The sequence below is a fragment of the Gordonia jacobaea genome, from assembly GCF_001186365.1.
GTDB classification, from domain to species: Bacteria; Actinomycetota; Actinomycetes; order Mycobacteriales; family Mycobacteriaceae; genus Gordonia; species Gordonia jacobaea.
This window is the reverse complement of record NZ_LDTZ01000021.1, coordinates 68959-89369: the sequence shown is the minus strand read 5'-3', so window position 1 is coordinate 89369 and position 20411 is coordinate 68959. Positions and strand designations below refer to the sequence as shown.

Here is a 20411-nt window from a genome sequence, read left to right as displayed (position 1 = left end):
ACTTTCGCTGCACGGCGCAGTGCACGCGGTGGCACGTGACCTCATGCCCTAGGCTCGGCGCCCATGGAGATTCGCGACGCGCGCGCAGGCGACGTCCCCGGCATCACGCCCATCTACAACGATGCCGTCGAGAAGACCACCGCGATCTGGAACGAACAGATCGTCGACGACGCGAACCGGCTGGCGTGGTTGACGCAGCGCCAGGACGCGGGGTTCCCGGTGCTGGTCGCGGTCGACGATTCATCGGCAGCTGCGCCGGTCGTCGGCTACGCGACCTACGGACCGTGGCGGCCGCACGACGGCTACCGGCACACCGTCGAACATTCGGTGTACGTGCGTTCCGATCAGCGCGGAAAGGGCACCGGGCAGGCGCTGATGCGCGCACTGATCGACCGCGCGCGAGCCGAGGGATTCCACGTCATGGTCGCTGCCATCGACGCCGCCAACGAGGGGTCGATCCGCATTCACGAGCGGCTCGGCTTCACGCGCGTCGGGCTGCTGCCGCAGGTCGGGACGAAGTTCGGCTCATGGCTTGACCTCGCACTTCTCCAGCTCACTCTCGACGGGCATGCTCTGGATGACGGGGCGGCTCGCGACGCTCACGACTGAGGCGCGCGCCCTGCGCCGCGGAAGGCGGATCAACCCGCGCGTCATCGCCACGCCCGCGAGGCAGAGGACACCTCCGGCGATCCGCAGCGGCGTCGGCACCTCGCTGAGGACCAGCCACGACAGCACGATCACCAGAGCGGGCACGACGAGTGACGTCGCCGCCAGTGCACCTGCACTCGTACGCGAGAGCGCATATGCCCAGGTGGTGAAGGCTATGGCGGTTGGGCCAACGCCGAGGAAGATCATCGCGGCGATGTCGGAGGCAGGTGCCGCGGCAACCTCCCGCACGGCGGCGGGAGCAACCGGCACCGTCGCGAGCACCCCGGCCATGACTCCCCAGAACGTCGCCGAGAGGGCGTCGATGTGGCTGAGCGCCACCTTCTGCACGAGCACGCCCGTGGCATAGAGCACCGCGGCCGCCACTCCGAGCGCGATACCGAGCCAGTCCGCATGCGGCCCCGAGCCGCCGGCCGTGATCAGCACGACGCCCGCGAATGCCACCCCGATACCGACGAGCAGTCTGTGTGAGAACCCCTCACCGAGGAACAGTCCGGCGAACACCGCAACAAGGATCGGCGCGAAGTTCACGAGAAGTGCCGCCGTGCCGGCGTCGAGATGCTGCTCGGCCCAGTTGAGCGTCACGGTGTAGAGCGCGAACCACGCGACGCCGTACACGAGGACCAGCACCAGTCCCCGGCCGCGCGGGAGTGGCGGCAGGCCGCGCCCGAGCCCGTTGCGGCGTCGCATCACCACGACGATCGGCACGAGCGCGACCAGGGCGGTCGCCAGTCGGCCGAATGCCAGCGCACCGGGCGAGAACGACTCGCCCGCCGACCGGATGGCGATGAAGGCCGACGCCCACAGGATCACGGTGACCGTGGCAGCGATGGCGGCAAGGTCGGGGGTTCGACGCGTCATGCCTTTCATGATCTGCCCGAGAATAATTCAGCACAAGTTCATATTTCTTCACGACTCTTGAGTACCGCTGTATATTCACGGGCATGATCGATCCCCACCGTCTGAGAGTGTTCCGAGCCGTCGTTGCGGAGGGCTCCGTCGGTGGCGCGGCGTCGGCTCTCGGCTACACCCCGTCCGCGGTGAGCCAGCATTTGGCGACGCTGCAGCGCGAGACCGGACTCACGCTTGTCGAGCGCGACGGTCGCGGCATCGTCGCGACCGAAGCGGGTCGAACGTTGGCGGCGGAGTCCGAGGGCATCTTCGACCACTTCGCGCGGCTCGAGGGGCTCGTCGCCGATCTGCGGCAGGGCCGGGCGGGCACGCTGCGTGTCACCTACTTCGGGTCCGCGGGGGCGGCGTGGATGCCGACGGTCGTGGCGCAGATCCGCCGCGAATTCCCCGCGCTGCGGCTCGACCTTCGACTCCTCGAGATCACCGATCCCCTCGTCGCGCCACCGGATGTGGAGATCGGCATCGACGACCCCACGCCCGCGATCGGCAGCTCGTCGTCGAACGATTTCGACGTCATGCCACTCGTCTCGGATGCCTACCACGTGGTGGTCACACCCGACTCCCCTTTTGCGACAAGGGATCACGTGTTGCTGCGCGAGCTTGCCGACGAGGTCTGGATCGACAACGATATCGCGCGTGGCCCCTGCCGCGCAGCGCTGCTGCGCGCCTGCACCGCAGCGGGTTTCAGCCCGTGCTTCGGCGTGGAGACGCACGACTACCTGACCGCGATCAACTTCGTCGCCGCCGGGGTCGGGCTCACCGTGGTGCCCGCGCTGGCGCTCGTCGACGTTCCCGACTCGGTCCGCGTGGTGCCGATCGCCGAACCGACTCCGCGCCGGGCGATTTCGATTCGACGCCGCCACACGATCCGCGAGCACCGCGCCGCCGACCGCGTCGTCGAACTGGTGCGGGAGCAGGCGCGGCGGACACACGGCGCGCTGGTCGGGGCGTGAGGCGCGGCCCCGGGGCGCGCAGAAAAGTACACGCCCTGGGCCGTTGACGTGTACCGGTACAGGTCAATAGCCCAGGGCGCGTAGGTTTCTGCGCGTGGTTTCTAGTCGGCCACGGACAGCTTGCGCAGCCGCGGGGCGAGGTCTTTCTCGAAGTTGTCGAGGAAGCGCTGCTGATCGTGGCCGGGCGCGTGGAAGACCAGGTGGTTCAGGCCGGCGTCGGTGTAGAACTTGACCTTCTCGACGGCCTCGTCGGGGTCGGATGCGACGATCCACCGCTTGGCGACCTGCTCGATGGGCAGTTCGTCGGCAAGGCGTTCCATCTCGGTCGAGCTGTTGACGCTGTTCTTCTGGTCGGCGGTCAGCGACAGCGGCGCCCAGAAGCGGCAATTCTCCAGTGCGAGTTCAGGATCGGGGTCGTACGAGATCTTGATCTCGATCATGCGGTCGATCTCGGCAAAGTTCCGGTCGACCTTCTCCGCACCCTCACGAACGGCCGGAATGAGCTTCTCGGTGTAGAGCTCGGGACCCTTGCCGGACGTACAGATGAAGCCGTCGCCCGAGCGGCCCGCATACCGTGCGACGACAGGTCCGCCCGCGGCCACGTAGACCGGGATCTGGTGCTTGGGCAGGTCGTACATGTAGGCGCCCTTGGTGTGGTAGTACTCCCCCTCGAAGGTCACCTCCTCGCCGGTCCACAGCTCGCGCATGAGCTTGATGGCCTCGCGCAGACGAGCGAATCGCTCCTTGAAGTCGGGCCACTCTCCCTGAAATCCGGTGGCGTACTCGTTGAGCGCCTCGCCCGTGCCGACGCCGAGCATGATGCGGTCGGGATACAGGCAGCCCATCGTCGCGAACGCCTGCGCGATGACTGCGGGGTTGTAGCGGAAGGTCGGGGTCAGGACCGACGTGCCGATCTGTACGCGGTTGGTGCGCTCGCCGACCGCGGCCATCCACGACAACGAGAACGGCGCGTGGCCGCCGTTGTGCCGCCACGGTTGGAAGTGATCGCTGACGGCCACCGAGTCCATGCCGTGCTCCTCGGCCGCGACGGCGATCTCCACCAGCTCACGGGGCGCGAACTGCTCCGCCGAGGCCTTGTATCCGAGCTTGAGTTGCTGTGCCATGCCTTCACCTCACTGCCGACGACCGTCTATGTGATCCAACGTACTCAGGCAGCAGGGCCGACAGTTGCGTGGGATCCAGGGGTGCATTTTTGTACCCGTGCGTCCCACACAACTCGACCCGCGAGGCTCACGGGGTGATCGCGTCGGCGGACCGCCCGCGGGGAAGTTCGACGGCGTAGCTGTAGTGACAACCGAGGTCGGTCCGATCAGGCGCGTCGGAGTTGTCACGAAACCAACTGATGCACGCCTCCGCAGCGAGTAGCCGATCGCGCGTGTAGAGGTACCCGTCGGTGCAGTCGTCGAACGGATCGTCGTCCTGCCAGGTTTCGATGGGCATCGATGATGCGTCGTGGTCGACGAAGCGCAGTGTCCGCAGAGCGGTGCGCGACCTCCGCACCAGGAATATGCCGTCACTCAGGACGTAGACCTGCACACAGATGGCGTCCGGCGCGGCGAAGTCGGCCTCGTCGTCGATGTCGAGATCGTCCTCTTCGACCTCGGCTTCCAGCTCGTCCCAATCATCTGCCAATCGGACATCGTTGGGGCCGAGGCTGAACTCGAGTCCGGGCGGTTGGTCGTCGAGCGATTCGGCGACCCACGCAAGCATCGAGTCCCAGTCGTTGATCGGATAAATCTTGGCCATGACTCACATTCTCGACTGTGGGTATGACACGCAGCGCTCTGCGATGGGCCGACTTGGCCCGTCCGCTATTAGCGCAACGCACGGCTGGACTTAAACCTTACTTGAGCTTCTACTCTTGAACTCATGAGTATGCAGTCCGTCGCCTGGGACATGATGTACAAGTCGTCGAACTCGCCGTCGCGCAAGCGGCTGCGCGGTGACCGACGAAGCACGCTGCGTCGCATCATGACCTTCGCGCGCCCACACCGCGCCCGTATCGGGGTGTTCCTCGCGCTGTCGGTGTGCACCGCGGTGCTGACGGTGGTGACGCCGATCCTGGCAGGGCGCGTGGTCAATCTGATCAGCGAGGCTGGATCGGGCGGGACGATCGTCGGACTCGCGGTGTTGATCGCGCTGATCGCCGTCGCCGAGGCCGCAGCGGGAATCGGCACGCGCTGGTTGTCGGCGCACATCGGTGAGGGGCTGATCCTGGATCTACGACGCTCGGTCTTCGACCACGTCCAGAAGATGCCCGTCGCGTTCTTCACGCGTACCCGAACCGGCGCGCTGGTGAGCCGACTCAACAACGACGTCATCGGCGCGCAACGCGCGTTCAGCGACACGCTCTCGGGTGTGGTGTCGAACATCGTGACGTTGGCGTTGACGCTCGGCGTGATGTTCGCGATCAGCTGGCAGATCACCCTGTTGGCGTTGGTTCTGTTGCCCGTCTTCGTGATTCCCGCACGCCGCATGGCTCGACGGATGGCCGCCCTCTCCCATGAGGCAGCCGAGCACAACGCGCGGATGTCGACACAGATGACGGAACGCTTCTCGGCACCTGGCGCGACCTTGGTCAAGCTGTTCGGCAGTCCGACGTTGGAGAGTCGTGAATTCGCCACGCGCGCAGACAGGGTCCGCGATATCGGCGTGCGACGCGCGATGCTGCAGGGCGTCTTCATCACAGCACTGACGTTGGTGTCGGCGTTGGCACTCGCGCTCGTCTACGGACTCGGCGGCTGGCTCGCAGTGCATCAACACCTCTCCGCGGGAGCCGTTGTGGCACTGGCGCTCTTGCTGACGCGCATGTACGCGCCACTCACCGCACTCGCGAACGCGCGAGTCGAAATCATGAGTGCGCTGGTCAGTTTCGAGCGGGTCTTCGAGGTGCTCGATCTCGCGCCCCTGATCGACGACAAGCCCGACGCCACCGACGTTCCCGACGCCGACGACGGTGTGAGCGTCCGATTCGACCACGTCTCCTTCGGCTATCCATCGGCCGACAAGGTCTCCCTGGCCTCGCTGGAAGAGGTTGCGCAACTGGACAGTCGGGGCGGGACTCAGGTGCTGCACGACGTCGACATCGACGTCCCGGCGGGCTCGATGGTCGCGCTGGTGGGGAGTTCCGGCGCGGGCAAGTCGACGATCGCGAGTCTTGCCACCCGCCTGTACGACGTCGACGAGGGCGCCATCCGCCTCAACGGCGTCGACGTGCGCGACCTGCGCAGCGAATCGGTGCACCGGAATGTCGGATTGGTGACCCAGGACGGACACCTATTCCACGACAGCGTCCGCGCGAATCTCGTTCTGGCTCAACCAGATGCATCCGACGCTGCCATCTGGGACGCGCTCCGCAGAGCGCGGCTCGACGAGTTGGTCGCGAGCCTGCCCGACGGCCTGGACACGATCGTCGGCGAACGCGGGTATCGATTGTCGGGCGGCGAACGTCAACGCATGACCATCGCGCGACTCCTGTTGGCACACCCCGCCGTCGTGATCCTCGACGAGGCGACCGCGCACCTGGACTCAACGTCGGAAGCCGCGGTTCAGGAAGCGTTGGCTGAGGCACTGCAGGGGCGCACGTCGATCGTCATCGCGCACCGGTTGTCGACGATCCGTGCCGCCGACCAGATCGTGGTGATCGAAGCAGGGCGCGTCGTCGAACGCGGTGATCACCGAACACTATTGGCGGCCAACGGACGATACGCGCAGCTCTATCGCACACAGTTCGCCGACGCGAGCTCCGAGCAGCAGGCGGAGTGCCGCCCGGAGACGTTGAGCGCGTAGTGGTTTCGACACGGCTGCTCGCTACGCTCGCGGCCTGCTCAACCAGCGGGAGGGGACGGCCTGCCGGCGGGGCGGCTGGCCAGCCAGCGGGATGGAACTGCCTGCCAGCGGGGTGAGCTCGCTCAACAGCGAGCGGGAAGGCGACCAGCGGGGTAAGCGGGCAGAGCGCGTAGCGGTTTCGACACGGCTGCTCGCTGCGCTCGCGGCCTGCTCAACCAGCAGGTCGGCCCGGACCGGTCCGTTTAGCGTTAGTCCTCGTCGTCGTGGCGGTCCGGAATGGGCGGGGCGAGTTTGGCTTTGCGGAACGTGAGCCCGACCATCGCGATGTTCACGACGATGATCCCGATGCCGAGTACCACCCACAGCCACTGCTGGTTGTTCCACCAGTTGACGACGAGCAGCCCGACGCACACCATCAGCACGACGGAACCGAAGATCACCATGCCGCGGGAGAAACCCTGTGCGGCGCGCTGGAATTGGGGATTGGTCACCGGAAGGCATCCTGTCCGGTGAGCGCCTTGCCGATCATCAGTTGGTGCATCTCGCTTGTGCCTTCGTAGGTGAGCACGGATTCGAGGTTGTTGGCGTGCCGCATCACCGGGTATTCGAGTGTGATTCCGTTGGCGCCCAACAGTGTTCGACACTCTCGGGCAACGGCGATCGCTTCGCGGACGTTGTTGAGTTTGCCGAGGCTGATCTGCTCGGGTGCGATCTTGGTCTCGTCCTTGATGCGCCCCAACTGGATGGCGAGCAGGAATGCCTTGCCCACCTCGAGTGCCATGTCTGCGATCTTGGTCTGGCTGATCTGGTACCCCGACAGCGGCTTGTCGAAGACCTCGCGGTCGGCGGTGTAGGAGAGTGCGCTCTCCAGACAGTCGCGCGCCGCGCCGACGACACCGAAGACGATGCCGAACCGCGCTTCGTTCAAGCAACTCAGCGGACCCTTGAGTCCGGTCACCTCGGGCAGCATCGCTGAAGCCGGCAACCGCATGTCCTCGAAGGACAGCTCGGCGGTGATCGACGCCCGCAGCGACAGCTTGTGCTTGACCACCATCGACCGGAAGCCGCGGGTATCCGTGGGGACGACGAATCCACGAATTCCGCGCGATCCCTCTTCGAGATCGGTGCGCGCCCACACGATGGCAACGTCGGCGACGCTGCCGTTCGTGATCCACATCTTGGAACCGTTGATGACCCAGTCGTCGCCATCGCGTTTCGCGACGGTCCGCATGCCCGCCGGGTTCGAGCCGAAGTCGGGTTCGGTCAGGCCGAAGCAACCGATCGCCTCGCCCGCAGCCATCTTGGGCAGCCATTCTTCGCGGTGTTCTTCGCTGCCGAAGGCGCGGATCGCGAACATCGCGAGCGATCCCTGCACCGACATGAAACTGCGCAGACCTGAATCGACGGCCTCGACCTCCAGGCAGGCCAGCCCGTACTCGGTCGCAGACGTTCCGGCGCAGCCGTATCCCTCGAGGTGCATGCCGAACAGGCCGAGCTTGCCGAACTCGCGGGCGAGGTCTCGGACGGGAAGCGTGCCGTCCTCGAACCACTCGCCGACGTGGGGACGCAGACGTTTGGCGCCGAAGTCGCGAACTGTGTCGACGATCGCCCGCTCCTGGTCGTCGAGCAACCTGTCGAAGCCGAAGAGCTCTCCGACCGTCTTGGTCTTACTTGCCCCAGTCGAATGTGACGCAGTCGCACTCACCGTTGTCCACCACCTGTTTCTCGACGCCGCGCGGGATGTCTGCCGCGCCTCTCCACTATGGCAGTTCGACGCCGCGCTTACGTCGACGACCGGGAGGTTGGGCGTTCGACGCCGCGGGGTTGGGCGTTCGACGCCGGGGGGAGTGGTCTCGACAAGCTCGACCAGCGGGCGCAGCTCGACCAGCGGTGGGGTGGTCTCGACAAGCTCGACCAGCGGGCGCAGCTCGACCAGCGGGCTCGGCTCGACCAGCGGCTCGGCTCGACCAGCGGCGTCCGCTCAGCCGACCGCCTTGGCGTCGCGCTCGTCGGCGGCCTTGGCGTCGCGGACCGCCTGCGTGGTGAAGGCGGCGGTGGTCTCGACGGCGTGCAGCGTCTCGGTGTGGCGGGCGTTCATGACCGGGAACGCGTGCACCTGCCAGGAGTAGCTGTGCGCGACGGCGTCGACTCCCGCCTCGTCGAGCCGTTCGATCAGTTCGATCACGTCGGCTTCGAGCATCTCGTTCTCTGCCGTGATCATCACCGTCGGTGGGAACGCCTCGGCATCGATGTCTGCGGCGCGGCGAGCACCGCGCAACGGGATCGGACCCCGGTCGAGCAGCGGGACGAGGCGAGCCATCTTGCTCATCGGCAGATAGGCGTCGGAACGGCTACAGCGGTCGGGGTTGGTGCCCAGGTCGAGGTCGAGTAGCGGGGAGAACCCGATGAGGGCCACCGGTGTCGGCAGACCGGCCGTGTAGGTGCCCTCGGCGACCTTCATCGCCAAGAAGCCGCCCGCGGAGTCGCCCGCGACGATCAGCCGTCGGTATCCGCGCTCGCTGAGCAGTTCGCGGTAGGCGGCCATGGCGTCGTCGACCGATGTCCCGACGCCCGCCTTCGGCAGCTGGCGGTACTCGAGCGAGAAGACCGGCAGCGCGCACGCCTTCGCGAGTCGGGCGACAATCGAGCGGTGTGTTCCCAGACCTCCGACGACGAATGCACCGCCATGGAGGTAGAGGATCGCGGTATCGGCGTCGCGCCGCGACGGTCCGCTCGGCATGACCACCTCTGTGGGTCGGCCTGCGAGCTCCATCTGCTCACGAACAACGTGTCTCGGTTCTGGCGCTCCGGCGAACAGACGATCGATCAAGAAGAGTCCGGCCAACCCTGGCCTGTTCAACGGCCACACCGCGAGCGTTGGTTTCAAGAGTGCACGAGTCGCAAACCACAGTGGGTACGAGAGCGCACTCGCCTTTCGGTGATGCACAATTGGCATGCTGTTTCTCCTCACCCCAACCCAACCGCGAGAAAGTGATGCGCGATCAGAATCGTGTGGCGGCGTCGACGGCAACCACGGGCCGAATTCCCTTGGCTAGTATTCCTGCACAGAGTGCTCCCGCGAGGTTTCCCACGGTGAGATATCTACAGTGCAACTACCTACAGTGTGTTCGGAACCGATGAATGTGAAGCTACACCCGTTTCGGGAGACCGACAGTCTGGCGCCGGGATTTCCGAGCGCGATCTCACCAGCCGCGCAAATCAGAGAGCTAGGACACTCCACAGCAGCCATGTCAGCGACACCATGTGATGCGTACGCATCCGCATCAGGGTCAACATTCACTCTCGAGAATCGGCGGTACCCGGCGTGACTGACACGGATTCGCGTCCTCTCGGGTTGCCCAATTCCATTCCCTCCGAGTTTCTACTGTCGGCTCAGGCGGCACCGCCACGCACATTGTGCGACATCCTCGACGCCTCCGCCGCGCGGTACCCCGACGCTCCCGCCATCGACGACGGCGACCAAATCCTCACATATGCGCAGCTCACCGCCGTAGTACGACGCGGCGCGGCACGGTTGGAGCAGCTCGGGGTGCGTCGTGGTTCGCGAGTCGGCATCCGGATGCCGTCCGGTTCACGCGACCTCTACACCGCTATCTTGTCGGTGCTCTACGCGGGAGCCGCCTACGTTCCGGTCGACGCAGACGACCCGGAAGAACGCGCGACGCTGGTCTTCGGTGAAGCGAAAGTCGACGCGATCGCCGACGCTGAGGGAATTCACGTCACGGCCGGTGCATCCCCCGACCCCGCCGCCGCTTCCCTCACTCCTGACCCAGCAGCCCCGGAATCAACAGCCACGGCCGCCTCATCCGACGCCAACCGCCCGACCCCTGGGGACGACGCGTGGATCATCTTCACGTCGGGATCGACCGGAACCCCCAAGGGCGTCGCGGTCACGCATCGCAACGCCGCCGCATTCGTCGACGCCGAGGCGACGATGTTCTGCCGCGACGAACCGCTCGGCCCGGGCGACCGGGTACTCGCAGGCCTGTCTGTCGCCTTCGACGCCTCGTGCGAGGAGATGTGGCTCGCGTGGCGTCACGGAGCATGCCTGGTTCCCGCACCTCGGTCGCTGGTGCGCAGCGGCATGGACCTCGGGCCGTGGCTCGTCGCGCGCGACATCACCGTCGTGTCGACGGTGCCGACCCTCGCATCACTCTGGCCCCCGGAGGCGCTCGAAGCCGTTCGACTGTTGATCTTCGGCGGCGAGGCGTGTCCGCCCGAACTCGCCGACCGGCTCGCCGTCGATGGCCGCGAAGTGTGGAACACCTACGGCCCCACCGAGGCGACAGTCGTCGCATGTGCGGCTCTCCTGGGTGGCCCCGGCCCGGTCCGCATCGGATTGCCTCTACCCGGTTGGGATCTCGCCGTCGTCGGAGCCGACGGACTGCCCGTTGCCGAAGGAGAAACCGGTGAGCTGATCATCGGCGGCGTCGGCCTCGCGCACTATCTCGACCCGGCCAAGGATGCTGAAAAGTACGCTCCCATGCCAACTCTCGGCTGGGACCGCGCCTATCGAAGCGGCGATCTGGTACGCCTCGACCGTGAGGGCCTGGTGTTCGGAGGTCGCGCCGACGATCAGGTCAAGGTCGGCGGCAGGCGAATCGAACTGGGCGAGATCGACAACGCACTCCAGCACCTGCCCGGAGTGAGCGGCGCGGCGACCGCGGTCCGAAAGACAGCCGCGGGCAACAGTTTGCTCGTCGGCTACCTCGTCTCCGCCGACCCCGAGTTCGACGTCGCCAACGCGCATAGCCTTCTCGCAGAACAACTTCCGGCACCGATGGTGCCGCGACTCGCGCTCGTCGACGAACTGCCGACCAGGACGTCCGGCAAGGTCGACCGCGACGCACTCCCGTGGCCGCTACCGGGCACCGACAACTCCGACGACGAGGACGCAAGCGACCTCAGCAGCACCGAAGCGTGGCTGGCTGCGAGGTGGACAGATGTTCTCGGCGCGACCGTGACGAGTGCAGGGACCGACTTCTTTGCCGAGGGCGGCGGCTCGCTCGCCGCGGCGCAGTTGGTGACGGCAGTGCGCGAGCGCTACCCCGAGATCACCGTCGCCGACCTCTACGACCACCCGCGGTTGGGCTCACTCGCGGAGTTCCTCGGCGAGACGACAGCCGCGGAGGTCGTCGACCCGCGTGAGGTGAAACCGACCCCCGCTGCCACCGGTGTCGCGCAACTACTCCTGTCGGTGCCGCTGTCGACGCTGACCGGACTGCAATGGGCGACGTGGCTCGGCGTCGTCAACAACATCGGTGCGTGGGCCGCCCGCAGGCTGGATGTGTCGGTGCCCTGGCTCGTCGAGGTCAACTGGTGGGTCGTGCTCGTCGCGTTCCTCATCTTCATCACACCGCCCGGCCGGATGGTCATTGCCGCGATCGGATCGCGCATCTTGCTCGGCGGCGTCGATTCGGGCACCTATCCTCGCGGCGGCAACGTGCACATTCGACTCTGGGTCGCCGAGCGACTGCTCGTCGCCAGTGGCGCCGCCAACCTGTCGGGTGCGCCGTGGATGATCTATCTGGCACGCGCGCTCGGCTCGTCCGTCGGGCGCGGCGTCGACCTGCACACGATTCCACCTGTGACCGGAAAACTGACCATTGGCGACGGCGCGTCCGTCGAACCAGAGGTCGACGTCGCTGGCTGGTGGATCGACGGCGACCTCGTCCACATCGGCGAGATCGTGATCAAGCGCGGTGCGACGATCGGTGCGCGGTCGACGCTCGCCCCCGGCGCCGTCGTCGGCAAGGATGCTGAGGTCAGCCCCGGATCTGCGGTGTTCGGTCGAGTCAAGGCCGGGCAGCACTGGGCCGGATCGCCCGCGGTGAAGATCGGTAAGGCGACGCATTCGTGGCCCGATCACCGTCCCCGTCGCGCAAGCATCTGGGTCCCGCTCTACGGGCTGTCGTCGATGGTTCTCGCTGCGATCCCACTGATCTCCCTGGGTGTCGGGCTGCTCGTCATCGGGACATGGGCGCTGCACGCCGACCGGCTCCGCGACGTCGCAATCCGTTCGCTGATCCTGCTACCCGCCGCGACCATCGTCAGCCTCGCTGTGTTCGCCGCGATCACCGCAATCCTCGTGCGCGCGATGTCACTCGGTCTCGAGAAGGGCTATCACCCGGTGCGTTCGCGCGTCGGGTGGCAGGTGTGGATGACCGAGCGACTGCTCGACTCCGCCCGCACCTATTTGTTCCCCCTCTACGCCGGCCTGCTGACACCGTGGTGGTTCCGCGTTCTCGGCGCGAAAGTCGGCAAGGGCACCGAGATTTCGACGGCGCTGGTGCTGCCGAAATTCACGACCATCGCCGACGGCGCGTTCCTCGCCGACGACACCATGGTCGCGTCGTACGAACTCGGCGGCGGCTGGATGCACATCGACGACGTCAAGATCGGCAAACGCTCGTTCCTCGGCAACTCCGGAATGGCAGCGCCAGGCCGCAAGGTACCCAAGAACGGTCTCGTCGCCGTGCTGTCGGCCGCACCCGACCGAGCCAAGTCGGGGTCGAGTTGGCTTGGTAGTCCACCGATTCGACTTCGACGCACCGCCGCGACAACCGACACGTCGAGGACGTTCGATCCGCCCGTGCGCCTCAAAGTGGCACGCGCAGTGATCGAGACGCTGCGACTGATCCCGGTGATGATCTCGTTCGGTCTCGGCATCTTCATGCTGCTGAGCCTGCAGTACATCGCCCAACAGGCGAACTACGCGATCGCCGGTCTGGTCAGCGGCCTGCTGTTGATCCTGTGCGGTGCCATCGCGTGTTGCATTGCGGCAGCGGCGAAGTGGGCCGTCGTCGGCCGGATCGAAGTGTCCGAGCATCCGCTGTGGAGTTCGTTTGTGTGGCGTAACGAGCTTTCCGACGCCTTCGTCGAAACCGTTGCGGCACCGTGGTTTGCCAACGCCGCGACCGGAACTCCGGTCCTGAATGTGTGGCTCCGGCTTCTCGGCGCCCAGATCGGCAAGGGCGTGTGGTGCGAAACCTATTGGCTCCCTGAGGCCGACCTCGTGTCGCTCGGTGCGGGCGCGACCGTCGAGCGCGGCTGCGTCGTCCAGACGCACCTGTTCCACGATCGGGTCATGGCCATCGACCGCGTGGTTCTCGCCGACGGCGCGACGCTCGGACCGCACTGCGTCGCGCTACCCGCGTCCGGCCTCGGCGAATCGGCGACCGTCGGCCCCGCGTCGTTGGTCATGCGTGGCGACGTCGTGCCCGCGCACACCCGCTGGCAGGGCAATCCCATCGCCCCCTGGCACGACTGAGTCCCGGACCGGCCGTCCAACGAAAAGCGGTGGCTCCCCGTTGCCGGGGAGCCACCGCTCGAGGACAAGAGGGGCGGTCAGACCGCCTGGTCGGAGACCTTCTTGGGGAGGTTGAACAGCGTGATCACCGAGATCACGATGAGGAAGATTCCCGCGACCCACACCAGCACGCTCAGCGCCCACATCGACGAGCCGATCAGCAGCACGAGACCTGCCAGTATCGAGATCACGCCGGTGAGGATGAGGTACCAGGTCGGGGCGTGCGCGGTCTTCGAGAACGCGGTCACCAGGTCGCCGATTCCGTCGAAAAGCCAAGCGAAACCGATGAAGAGCGCGAGGAACCAGACCGCATTCGCCGGGCTGAACAGGGCAATGACGCCCATGACCAGAACCAGGAAGCCAAGTATTCCGGTAAGGATGCGCCAGCCCGTTCCGAGGAACTTTGCAGCGAACGCCACATAGATGCGGAAAATGCCCGCAACAATGAGCGCGATACCGAAGAGAACCGCGAGCACGACCACCGTTGCCGAAGGCCACACAACCGCGATGATGCCAAGCACGATGCCGATGATCGATGTCACGATCATGGCGGTCCGAATAGAGCTGATCAATTCGTCAGGGATCTGTTTTGCATACGGCGCAAAGGTCATGCGGTTACCTTATCCCCGCAGCGGTCGTTGTGACGGGATTCAGACGCAACTGAGTGAAAGCGCGTTGCTCGAGGGGGCGGTTCCGTGCACGCGTCTGTGTCCGAGTAAGAGTGATTCGTGTCAAAAACCCGCTCATTTTTCACCCCAAACAGCTCAGCAGCGTCGTCCGACAACGGCGTCGTGACCCCCACTTCGTATGCATTGAGCCTCTGGGCTCCCGGCACGCTCAACGGGCCCGCGGTGTGCGCTCTTGCCGCGCACCGCGTCGAGCAGCAGTTCGGCGAGGACGGTTTTCGACCTGCGCGGTTCACGATCGACATGTTCAAAGTGGCGCGAGAGGTACCGACATTCACCCGTGGCCGACTCGTCCGCGCGGGTCGTCGAATCAGGGTCGCAGAGCTCGACGTTGTGCAGTTCGACGGCGCTGTGCAGTTTGGGGGCGCGAGCACCGGCGACTCGGATGCTGGCGACTCCAGCGCCGAAGAGGTCGTCGTGGCACGGGCGACGGCGGTGTTCCTCCGGACGTCTGCGAACCCGCCGGGCACGCGGTGGCGGCGGCCCGACGAGGCTGTCACCTTCCGACCGCCGACCGAGCCCATCGGTGCCTCGGATGTCATGTCTCGCTTCTCGTCGGATGTTCCAGAAGCAGGTGTTCCAGAAGCAGATGCCTCAGACACAGATGTCCGCGACGCCGCGGGGCCGTCGAACGGCGCGTGGAACACCGACATGGGCGCGCATCAGAACGGTGGGCGCAAGCGGCTCTGGTCGCATCCGCTGCCCGCAATCGACGGCGAACAAGTGACAGCTTTCGTGAAGGCGGTGACCGCTGCGGAGTCGACGAGTCTTGTCACGAACTGGGGATCGAGCGGTATCGGCTTCATCAACTGCGACCTCACCGTCGAACTTGCTTGTCTCCCGCAGGGCGACTGGGTGGGCGTCGAGGCGGACAGCCACATCGAGAGTGACGGCATTTCCATCGGTACCGCCGGACTGTTTGATTCGCACGGAATGTTCGGAATGGGGACTGTCACCGCGGTCAACAATGCCGCCGCGGAGATCGATTTCACCAGCGTCGATCTCACCGATCGATATCGTGAGGCGTAATTGTCTGCTAATCGGAGAGAACCGCTCATTACAACGAGATGTAACCGTTAGGTCTTGATAGGGTCACGCCATGTCACTGGGCTGGAGTGGTCGGAAGGTGCGCGTGGCGGCGCGAAAACGAGTCATGGCGACCGTCGTCGCAGTCGCTGCGACGACGGTGACCATCGGCACGGTGGTGGCTCCGACAGCACCGGCCGCCACCTACGCCGCGGGCGCAGCGACCACAGTTGCGCGCCTGACCGGACCCGGTTCGATCAACGACACCCCTGGCCGCTACAACATCTACGGCACCGACCTCGGCACGATGTGGGACAACGGCAGGGGTGAAATCCTCGCCGCGTTCGGCGACACCCAGACGTTCAACGGGTGGTCGTTGCTCTACGGACAGCTCTGGTACTGGCAGTCCAACGCACTGCTCCGCAGCACCGACCGCAACCTCTCCGACGGCATGACCTTCACCAGCCACGCCGGTCCCCCGAGACAGGCCAAGCGCCTTTTGAAACCTGATCTGCGCAAGGAGATCACGATCATCCCGACCGCGGGTGTCGCCGCAAACGGCAGGCAGTACATGAGCGTGATGTCGGTCAAGCACTGGGGACAGCCGGGAGTCTGGTACACCAACTGGTCGGGACTCGTCGCGTCGGACGATAACGGCAACAACTGGCGCGCACTCAACGCCTTCCGCCCCAACGGCGGAGGAAACAAGAAATTCCAGATGACAGCGTTCCTCAAGGTCGGCGATACCGTTTACACCTACGGGACTCCCGACGGCCGCTTCGGCGCGGTGTACGTCGCGCGGGTGAACGCCAAGGACATCGAGAACCTCGGCGCCTACGACTACTTCTCCTACGGGAACTGGGTGCGCGGCAACCCATCTGCGGCAACCCCCGTCATGCCCGCACCGACCGGCGAGATGTCGGTGGCCTACAACAGCTATCTTGGTAAGTTCATCTCGCTGGGCCAAAGCGACAACGGTGTGGTGATGCGGACCGCCGACGACCCGGTTGGCCCCTGGACGTCTGGTGAGTTGGTCGTGCCGATGAACAACCCGCTGACCGGATACGCGCCCTTTATCCACCCGTGGTCTCAGGGCAGCACGCTGTACTTCACGTACTCGGTGTCGGTGGGATACCAGGTCTACCTGATGCGGTTGCCGCTGCGGCGGGATTGAGCACGACGGTCGGCGAGCGCACCGCGTGCACCCACCGACCGTCGACTCTTCTCACGGCCGAATCATTCCCGACCCGGTCGCCGACCTACTCGCCGATCGGGCCGTCGAATTCACTGACCGAGCATTGAGCGCATGCGGTCGATCTCGGCTTGCTGCGACGTGGTGATCTGCTCGGCAAGCGCTCGCGACGCAGGGTCGATCCCGTCGGCCAGCTCGGTCTTGGCCATGTCGATAGCGCCCTGGTGATGCGCGATCATTCCGTTCAGCCAGAGCGTGTCGAACTCCTGGCCGCGCGCATTCTCCATGGCAGTCATCTCCTGCTCGGACATCATGCCCATGCCCCCGGCACCGTCACCCATATCCATCGAACCGTGGTCCATAGAGCCGTGATCCATGGAGCCGTGGTCCTGGGCGCTCTGCAATTCGGGAGTTGTCGAGACACCCCACGACCTCAACCGCTCGGTCATCTGGTTGATCTCGGGTTGTTGGGCGTTCTTGATCTGCGTCGCCAACTCGCGAACCGCGGTGTTGTCGGTGCGCGACGGTACGAGATCGGCCATGGCGATGGCCTGCTGATGATGGGGGATCATCATCTGGTTGAACGTCACGTCGGCGGCGTTGTGCGTGGTCGATTCGGCCGACGCACTCTGCGATGACGAGGCGTTTCGGCTCGCGTCCGCACTGGTCGACGACGCCTCACCGGATGCGCTGTCAGACCCGCTCTCGGACGTCGAACAGCCCGCGATCCCGACGATTACGGCGACACCAGCGCAGGCAGCGAGCATGCGGGTACGACGAATTGTGTTGCTGGACATACTGGTTTCCTTGTCTGTGGTGACCTGCTGGACTCGGCCCCGGTGCAAGCGGGACCTGGCGTCGTCGAATCAGCAGCGAATCACGTTCAGACACAAGTGATCACGGATCGCCCACGGAGGCGGACGGCCGAGCTGGCGAACAGCCGGCATCCATACCGCAGCCATCGCGAGCAGTAGTGCGGCGAACACCAGGATTGCGACGATCGCGGGCTCGATGGTGGGAAAGTCGATGGCGCGCAGCGACAGACAGTGGTGCCCGAGGACGGCGCAGTGATCGCCAGACGACATGCCCGCGTCGGCACCAGCCGACTGCATCATCTGTATCTCGGCGTGCGCGGGAGGCATCGCGCGGGACTCGGCATGGGTCGGGCCGAGGAGGCCGTGCATCACGACGACGGCAAACACGAGGAGGCCCGCGAATCCAATACGTGCGGGCCTCGCCGCCAAGCGCTGTACGAAACGTCGGCGACCACTCACCCGTCTACGCGATGCGGCCACGGCGACCAGAATACCGGCGCGTGAGCGCTCAGGCTGCCGCGCCGCTTTCCTGCTCGGCGCTCTCCTGCTCGGCGCGGCGTCGTTGACGCGGGAGGATGAATCGGCGGTCGATCAGCGTGTAGACGGCGATCACGAACGCGGCCAGTGCCCATCCGAGCAATATGTCGAAGACGTAGTGCTCCGCGGTGTAGACGAGCGTGAACGCCATCGCGAACGCGTAGCCCATGAACAGCGTTTTGCCCAGAGCTTTCACCCGTGGCCACATGAACAGGGCAAGCAGCATCGTCAGGCCCGCGTGCAGCGACGGGATCGCCGCGACCAGGTTGGCTTTGCCCTGTCCCACCTCGATCAGGTTCGACGCCACGTGGATATTGAGGTACTCCCAGCCGCGCGCCGAAATGCGCTCGACGTAGGGTTGCGCACCCGGATGCTGCGGGTCGGTCGGACCGAGGATGCCGCCCGGCGTCGTCGCCTCAGGTGTCGTCATGCACTCTGCGTCGCGCGGACCGTCGACAACCTGCTCCGCGGTGCACCGTGCAGCAGCCCAGGGCGGCGCGGCAGGCACAAGCGTGTAGCCGACAAGTCCGAGGAACGTCGCTGCCACGAAGCACGCCGCAAAACGACGCCACGACGAACGGTCGCGCAACCACAGCACAGCGGCGACGGCGTACGGCACCACGAAGTACGACATGTAGACGACGCTGGTGACGATCTCCCACCACGGCGCCGACGCTTCTTTCAGGTGGCCCTGCAGCCAGACTGTCGGCACCACGCCGAACATCGCACGGTCGACGTCGGCGGCGAGGTGCCAGTGCGTCGGCATGTCGACGATCCGCGCGACGTCCCGCGTCCAGTCGTAGAGAATCAGAATGAGCGCGAACGGCGCCCAGTCGAGGAGCACGGTGATCGCTCGACGGCGGCCGATACTCGCGGCGAACAGCCCGAGACACAGCAGCACGATCAGGCGCGTGCGGTCGAAGGCGAGGCCGTAGACGGAGAATTCGTAGGCCATGAACGCAACCCACGCCACGATGGCGATGCGTCTGACCATGGTCAGGTCGCGCCGCTTCTCCGGCTCGGCTTCGAGTTCCGCAGCGTCGGCGACGTCGTCGAGAACAGGCGCCATGGTTGCCGGCTCGTCCGAATCGTCGTCGCCTGCGCCTCGCCTCGGAGGCCGTACCGCGTCTTCTACGCTCAAGCGGACAATCCTGATTCCATCGGTCGAATGAGATGCTGACGCATCGCACTCGACAAACACGATGGAACGACGTCCATCCTTAACTGTTTGTCAGCCTAGTGAACACCGGACGGTTACGGGGTGTTTGCCACCCGTTGATGGCGCATCCACAGCAAAGACTTCCTAGACTGGTGATACGCATCACAGCGATGTGGCAGTAGGCGCCGGGAGGTTTCATGCCCAATCGTTTTCTCCGCTACGGCGATCAGCGCTACCTGATCACCAAAGAGGCGGAGGCCCGACTCAACCGCGCACTGGACAAGGTCTACGAGCACGGCTCGGGTCACGAGTGGCTACACCTCTACCGCGACACCGAGGCGCCGTGTCGGCTGTTGATCGCCAGCGGCGTTCCGATCACCATCGAAACCGAGCCGGGACTCGGCGACTGAGCACACGCACGACTGAGCAGTTGCCACGACTGCGCACGCGCCAGGCTGCCCGCGAAAGTCGCCAGCGAGCGGTTCACTATCGTTGGCGTCATGCGCATCGGAGCCCACCTGCGTGAAGACGCCGCACCACTCGAGACCGCAGAAGAACTCGGTATCGACGTCTTCCAGATGTTCGTCACCGACCCGCAGAGCTGGAAGAAGCCTCAGCCACATCCGGAGGCCCAGCAGATCCGTGAGTCGCCCATCGACGTCGTCGTCCATTCGAGCTATCAGATCAACGTCGCGAGTCTGAACAACCGACTCCGGATGCCGTCCCGCAAGGCCGTCGAACAGCAAGCCGACGCCGCAGCCGAGCTGGGGGCCTTCGGCCTCGTCGTTCATGGCGGCCACCTTCGCGATGGTGAAGACGCCGCAGAGGGATTTGCCAACTGGCGCAAGCTTTTCGACCGTCAGCAGGACAAGGGCGGCTTCGGTGTTCCGATCCTCATCGAGAACACCGCGGGCGGCGATCACGCCATGGCCAGAACCCTCGAGGCCATCGACCGGCTATGGGATGCGGTCGGCGATTTCGAGCAGGCCGGATTCTGTCTCGATACCTGCCACGCGTGGGCCGGCGGCGAAGACCTCGTCGGACTGGTCGAGCGCGTGCGTGCCATCACCGGCCGTATCGACCTGGTTCACCTGAACAACTCGCGCGACGAGTTCGACTCGGGCCGCGACCGCCACGCGAATCTGGAGTCGGGTCACATCGATCCCGACGTCCTCGTCGAGGTCGCCCGCATCGCCGACGCGCCACTGATTCTGGAAACACCCGCGGAAGGCATACCCGCCGACCTGTCCTACCTGCGCGGAGGTCTCTGACCGACCTGCGTCGAGACTTCTTACCGCACTGCTTGCAATTGCGAGCACGCTCAC

18 protein-coding genes are annotated in these 20411 nt (G+C 65.6%); 8 read left to right on the top strand and 10 right to left on the bottom strand.

Annotated elements, in window-relative coordinates; all coding sequences use genetic code 11:
• Positions 1-63 precede the first annotated feature (63 nt).
• On the top strand, positions 64-609 hold the full coding sequence (locus ABW18_RS18110) for a GNAT family N-acetyltransferase (RefSeq protein ID WP_049700387.1): 546 nt from the start codon (positions 64-66) through the stop codon (positions 607-609).
• On the opposite strand, the gene ABW18_RS18105 is transcribed toward ABW18_RS18110, so the two are convergent.
• Complete coding sequence (locus ABW18_RS18105; RefSeq protein ID WP_200903286.1) at positions 526-1527, bottom strand: DMT family transporter; 1002 nt, start codon at positions 1525-1527, stop codon at positions 526-528. The two genes, ABW18_RS18110 and ABW18_RS18105, sit on opposite strands and share 84 nt — an antisense overlap.
• Before the next feature lie 83 nt (positions 1528-1610).
• Here ABW18_RS18105 and ABW18_RS18100 point away from each other — a divergent pair, with 83 nt between their 5' ends.
• Positions 1611-2531 (top strand): LysR family transcriptional regulator, encoded by a 921-nt coding sequence (locus ABW18_RS18100; protein WP_049700385.1) that lies wholly within the window; start codon positions 1611-1613, stop codon positions 2529-2531.
• Positions 2532-2632: 101 nt separating this feature from the next.
• Here ABW18_RS18100 and fgd read toward each other — a convergent pair whose 3' ends face one another.
• Both fgd and ABW18_RS18090 read right to left on the bottom strand, forming a co-directional pair.
• The gene (gene fgd / locus ABW18_RS18095; protein WP_049700384.1) at positions 2633-3655 is read right to left on the bottom strand and encodes a glucose-6-phosphate dehydrogenase (coenzyme-F420); all 1023 of its coding nucleotides are present in this window, start codon (positions 3653-3655) and stop codon (positions 2633-2635) included.
• 127 nt (positions 3656-3782) lie between these two features.
• Positions 3783-4298, bottom strand: coding sequence for a hypothetical protein (locus ABW18_RS18090; RefSeq protein WP_049700383.1), 516 nt, complete (start codon positions 4296-4298; stop codon positions 3783-3785).
• Between the two features lie 123 nt (positions 4299-4421).
• Here ABW18_RS18090 and ABW18_RS18085 point away from each other — a divergent pair, with 123 nt between their 5' ends.
• A complete protein-coding gene (locus ABW18_RS18085) occupies positions 4422-6341 on the top strand; it encodes an ABC transporter ATP-binding protein (protein WP_049700382.1) in 1920 nt (639 codons plus the stop codon).
• Positions 6342-6589: 248 nt separating this feature from the next.
• On the opposite strand, the gene ABW18_RS18080 is transcribed toward ABW18_RS18085, so the two are convergent.
• The 3 genes from ABW18_RS18080 to ABW18_RS18070 all read right to left on the bottom strand — a co-directional run bounded on the left by ABW18_RS18080 (position 6590) and on the right by ABW18_RS18070 (position 9297).
• The gene (locus ABW18_RS18080; protein WP_049700381.1) at positions 6590-6832 is read right to left on the bottom strand and encodes a hypothetical protein; all 243 of its coding nucleotides are present in this window, start codon (positions 6830-6832) and stop codon (positions 6590-6592) included.
• Positions 6829-8046 carry an acyl-CoA dehydrogenase family protein gene (locus ABW18_RS18075; RefSeq protein ID WP_049700380.1) on the bottom strand — a complete coding sequence of 406 codons (1218 nt, stop codon included), beginning with the start codon at positions 8044-8046 and terminating at the stop codon, positions 6829-6831. The genes ABW18_RS18080 and ABW18_RS18075 overlap by 4 nt, the downstream gene beginning before the upstream one ends.
• 276 nt (positions 8047-8322) lie before the next feature.
• The gene (locus ABW18_RS18070) at positions 8323-9297 is read right to left on the bottom strand and encodes an alpha/beta hydrolase (RefSeq protein WP_049700379.1); all 975 of its coding nucleotides are present in this window, start codon (positions 9295-9297) and stop codon (positions 8323-8325) included.
• Between the two features lie 369 nt (positions 9298-9666).
• Between ABW18_RS18070 and ABW18_RS18065 the strand changes: the two genes are divergently transcribed.
• Positions 9667-13632 (top strand): Pls/PosA family non-ribosomal peptide synthetase, encoded by a 3966-nt coding sequence (locus ABW18_RS18065; RefSeq protein ID WP_200903285.1) that lies wholly within the window; start codon positions 9667-9669, stop codon positions 13630-13632.
• 77 nt (positions 13633-13709) lie between these two features.
• Here the strand turns inward: ABW18_RS18065 and ABW18_RS18060 are convergent, their stop codons facing one another.
• Positions 13710-14282, bottom strand: coding sequence for an HdeD family acid-resistance protein (locus ABW18_RS18060; protein WP_049700378.1), 573 nt, complete (start codon positions 14280-14282; stop codon positions 13710-13712).
• A gap of 180 nt (positions 14283-14462) precedes the next feature.
• Between ABW18_RS18060 and ABW18_RS18055 the strand changes: the two genes are divergently transcribed.
• Complete coding sequence (locus tag ABW18_RS18055; protein WP_235434436.1) at positions 14463-15386, top strand: thioesterase family protein; 924 nt, start codon at positions 14463-14465, stop codon at positions 15384-15386.
• A gap of 70 nt (positions 15387-15456) precedes the next feature.
• Positions 15457-16557 carry a DUF4185 domain-containing protein gene (locus ABW18_RS18050; RefSeq protein WP_235434435.1) on the top strand — a complete coding sequence of 367 codons (1101 nt, stop codon included), beginning with the start codon at positions 15457-15459 and terminating at the stop codon, positions 16555-16557.
• 110 nt (positions 16558-16667) lie between these two features.
• On the opposite strand, the gene ABW18_RS18045 is transcribed toward ABW18_RS18050, so the two are convergent.
• From ABW18_RS18045 to ABW18_RS18035, 3 genes are all read right to left on the bottom strand, one after another.
• A complete protein-coding gene (locus ABW18_RS18045; RefSeq protein ID WP_083444456.1) occupies positions 16668-17372 on the bottom strand; it encodes a DUF305 domain-containing protein in 705 nt (234 codons plus the stop codon).
• A 69-nt stretch (positions 17373-17441) separates the two neighbouring features.
• Positions 17442-17870: a hypothetical protein gene (locus tag ABW18_RS18040; protein WP_235434434.1), complete on the bottom strand. Its 429-nt coding sequence runs from the start codon at positions 17868-17870 to the stop codon at positions 17442-17444.
• Positions 17871-17898: 28 nt separating this feature from the next.
• Positions 17899-18996 (bottom strand): phosphatase PAP2 family protein, encoded by a 1098-nt coding sequence (locus ABW18_RS18035; RefSeq protein WP_049700376.1) that lies wholly within the window; start codon positions 18994-18996, stop codon positions 17899-17901.
• A 287-nt stretch (positions 18997-19283) separates the two neighbouring features.
• Between ABW18_RS18035 and ABW18_RS18030 the strand changes: the two genes are divergently transcribed.
• Both ABW18_RS18030 and ABW18_RS18025 read left to right on the top strand, forming a co-directional pair.
• Complete coding sequence (locus ABW18_RS18030; RefSeq protein WP_049700375.1) at positions 19284-19496, top strand: hypothetical protein; 213 nt, start codon at positions 19284-19286, stop codon at positions 19494-19496.
• 90 nt (positions 19497-19586) lie between these two features.
• Positions 19587-20357 carry a deoxyribonuclease IV gene (locus tag ABW18_RS18025; RefSeq protein ID WP_049700374.1) on the top strand — a complete coding sequence of 257 codons (771 nt, stop codon included), beginning with the start codon at positions 19587-19589 and terminating at the stop codon, positions 20355-20357.
• Positions 20358-20411: the final 54 nt, after the last annotated feature.

Coding starts and splice junctions, on each gene's coding strand:
- ABW18_RS18110 (WP_049700387.1), top strand. CDS start 64: ATGGAGATTCGCGACGCGCGCGCAGGCGACGTCCCCGGCATCACGCCC.
- ABW18_RS18030 (WP_049700375.1), top strand. CDS start 19,284: ATGCCCAATCGTTTTCTCCGCTACGGCGATCAGCGCTACCTGATCACC.
- ABW18_RS18035 (WP_049700376.1), bottom strand. CDS start 18,996: ATGGCGCCTGTTCTCGACGACGTCGCCGACGCTGCGGAACTCGAAGCC.
- ABW18_RS18050 (WP_235434435.1), top strand. CDS start 15,457: ATGTCACTGGGCTGGAGTGGTCGGAAGGTGCGCGTGGCGGCGCGAAAA.
- ABW18_RS18085 (WP_049700382.1), top strand. CDS start 4,422: ATGAGTATGCAGTCCGTCGCCTGGGACATGATGTACAAGTCGTCGAAC.
- fgd (WP_049700384.1), bottom strand. CDS start 3,655: ATGGCACAGCAACTCAAGCTCGGATACAAGGCCTCGGCGGAGCAGTTC.
- ABW18_RS18045 (WP_083444456.1), bottom strand. CDS start 17,372: ATGTCCAGCAACACAATTCGTCGTACCCGCATGCTCGCTGCCTGCGCT.
- ABW18_RS18060 (WP_049700378.1), bottom strand. CDS start 14,282: ATGACCTTTGCGCCGTATGCAAAACAGATCCCTGACGAATTGATCAGC.
- ABW18_RS18070 (WP_049700379.1), bottom strand. CDS start 9,297: ATGCCAATTGTGCATCACCGAAAGGCGAGTGCGCTCTCGTACCCACTG.
- ABW18_RS18090 (WP_049700383.1), bottom strand. CDS start 4,298: ATGGCCAAGATTTATCCGATCAACGACTGGGACTCGATGCTTGCGTGG.
- ABW18_RS18105 (WP_200903286.1), bottom strand. CDS start 1,527: ATGACGCGTCGAACCCCCGACCTTGCCGCCATCGCTGCCACGGTCACC.
- ABW18_RS18100 (WP_049700385.1), top strand. CDS start 1,611: ATGATCGATCCCCACCGTCTGAGAGTGTTCCGAGCCGTCGTTGCGGAG.
- ABW18_RS18025 (WP_049700374.1), top strand. CDS start 19,587: ATGCGCATCGGAGCCCACCTGCGTGAAGACGCCGCACCACTCGAGACC.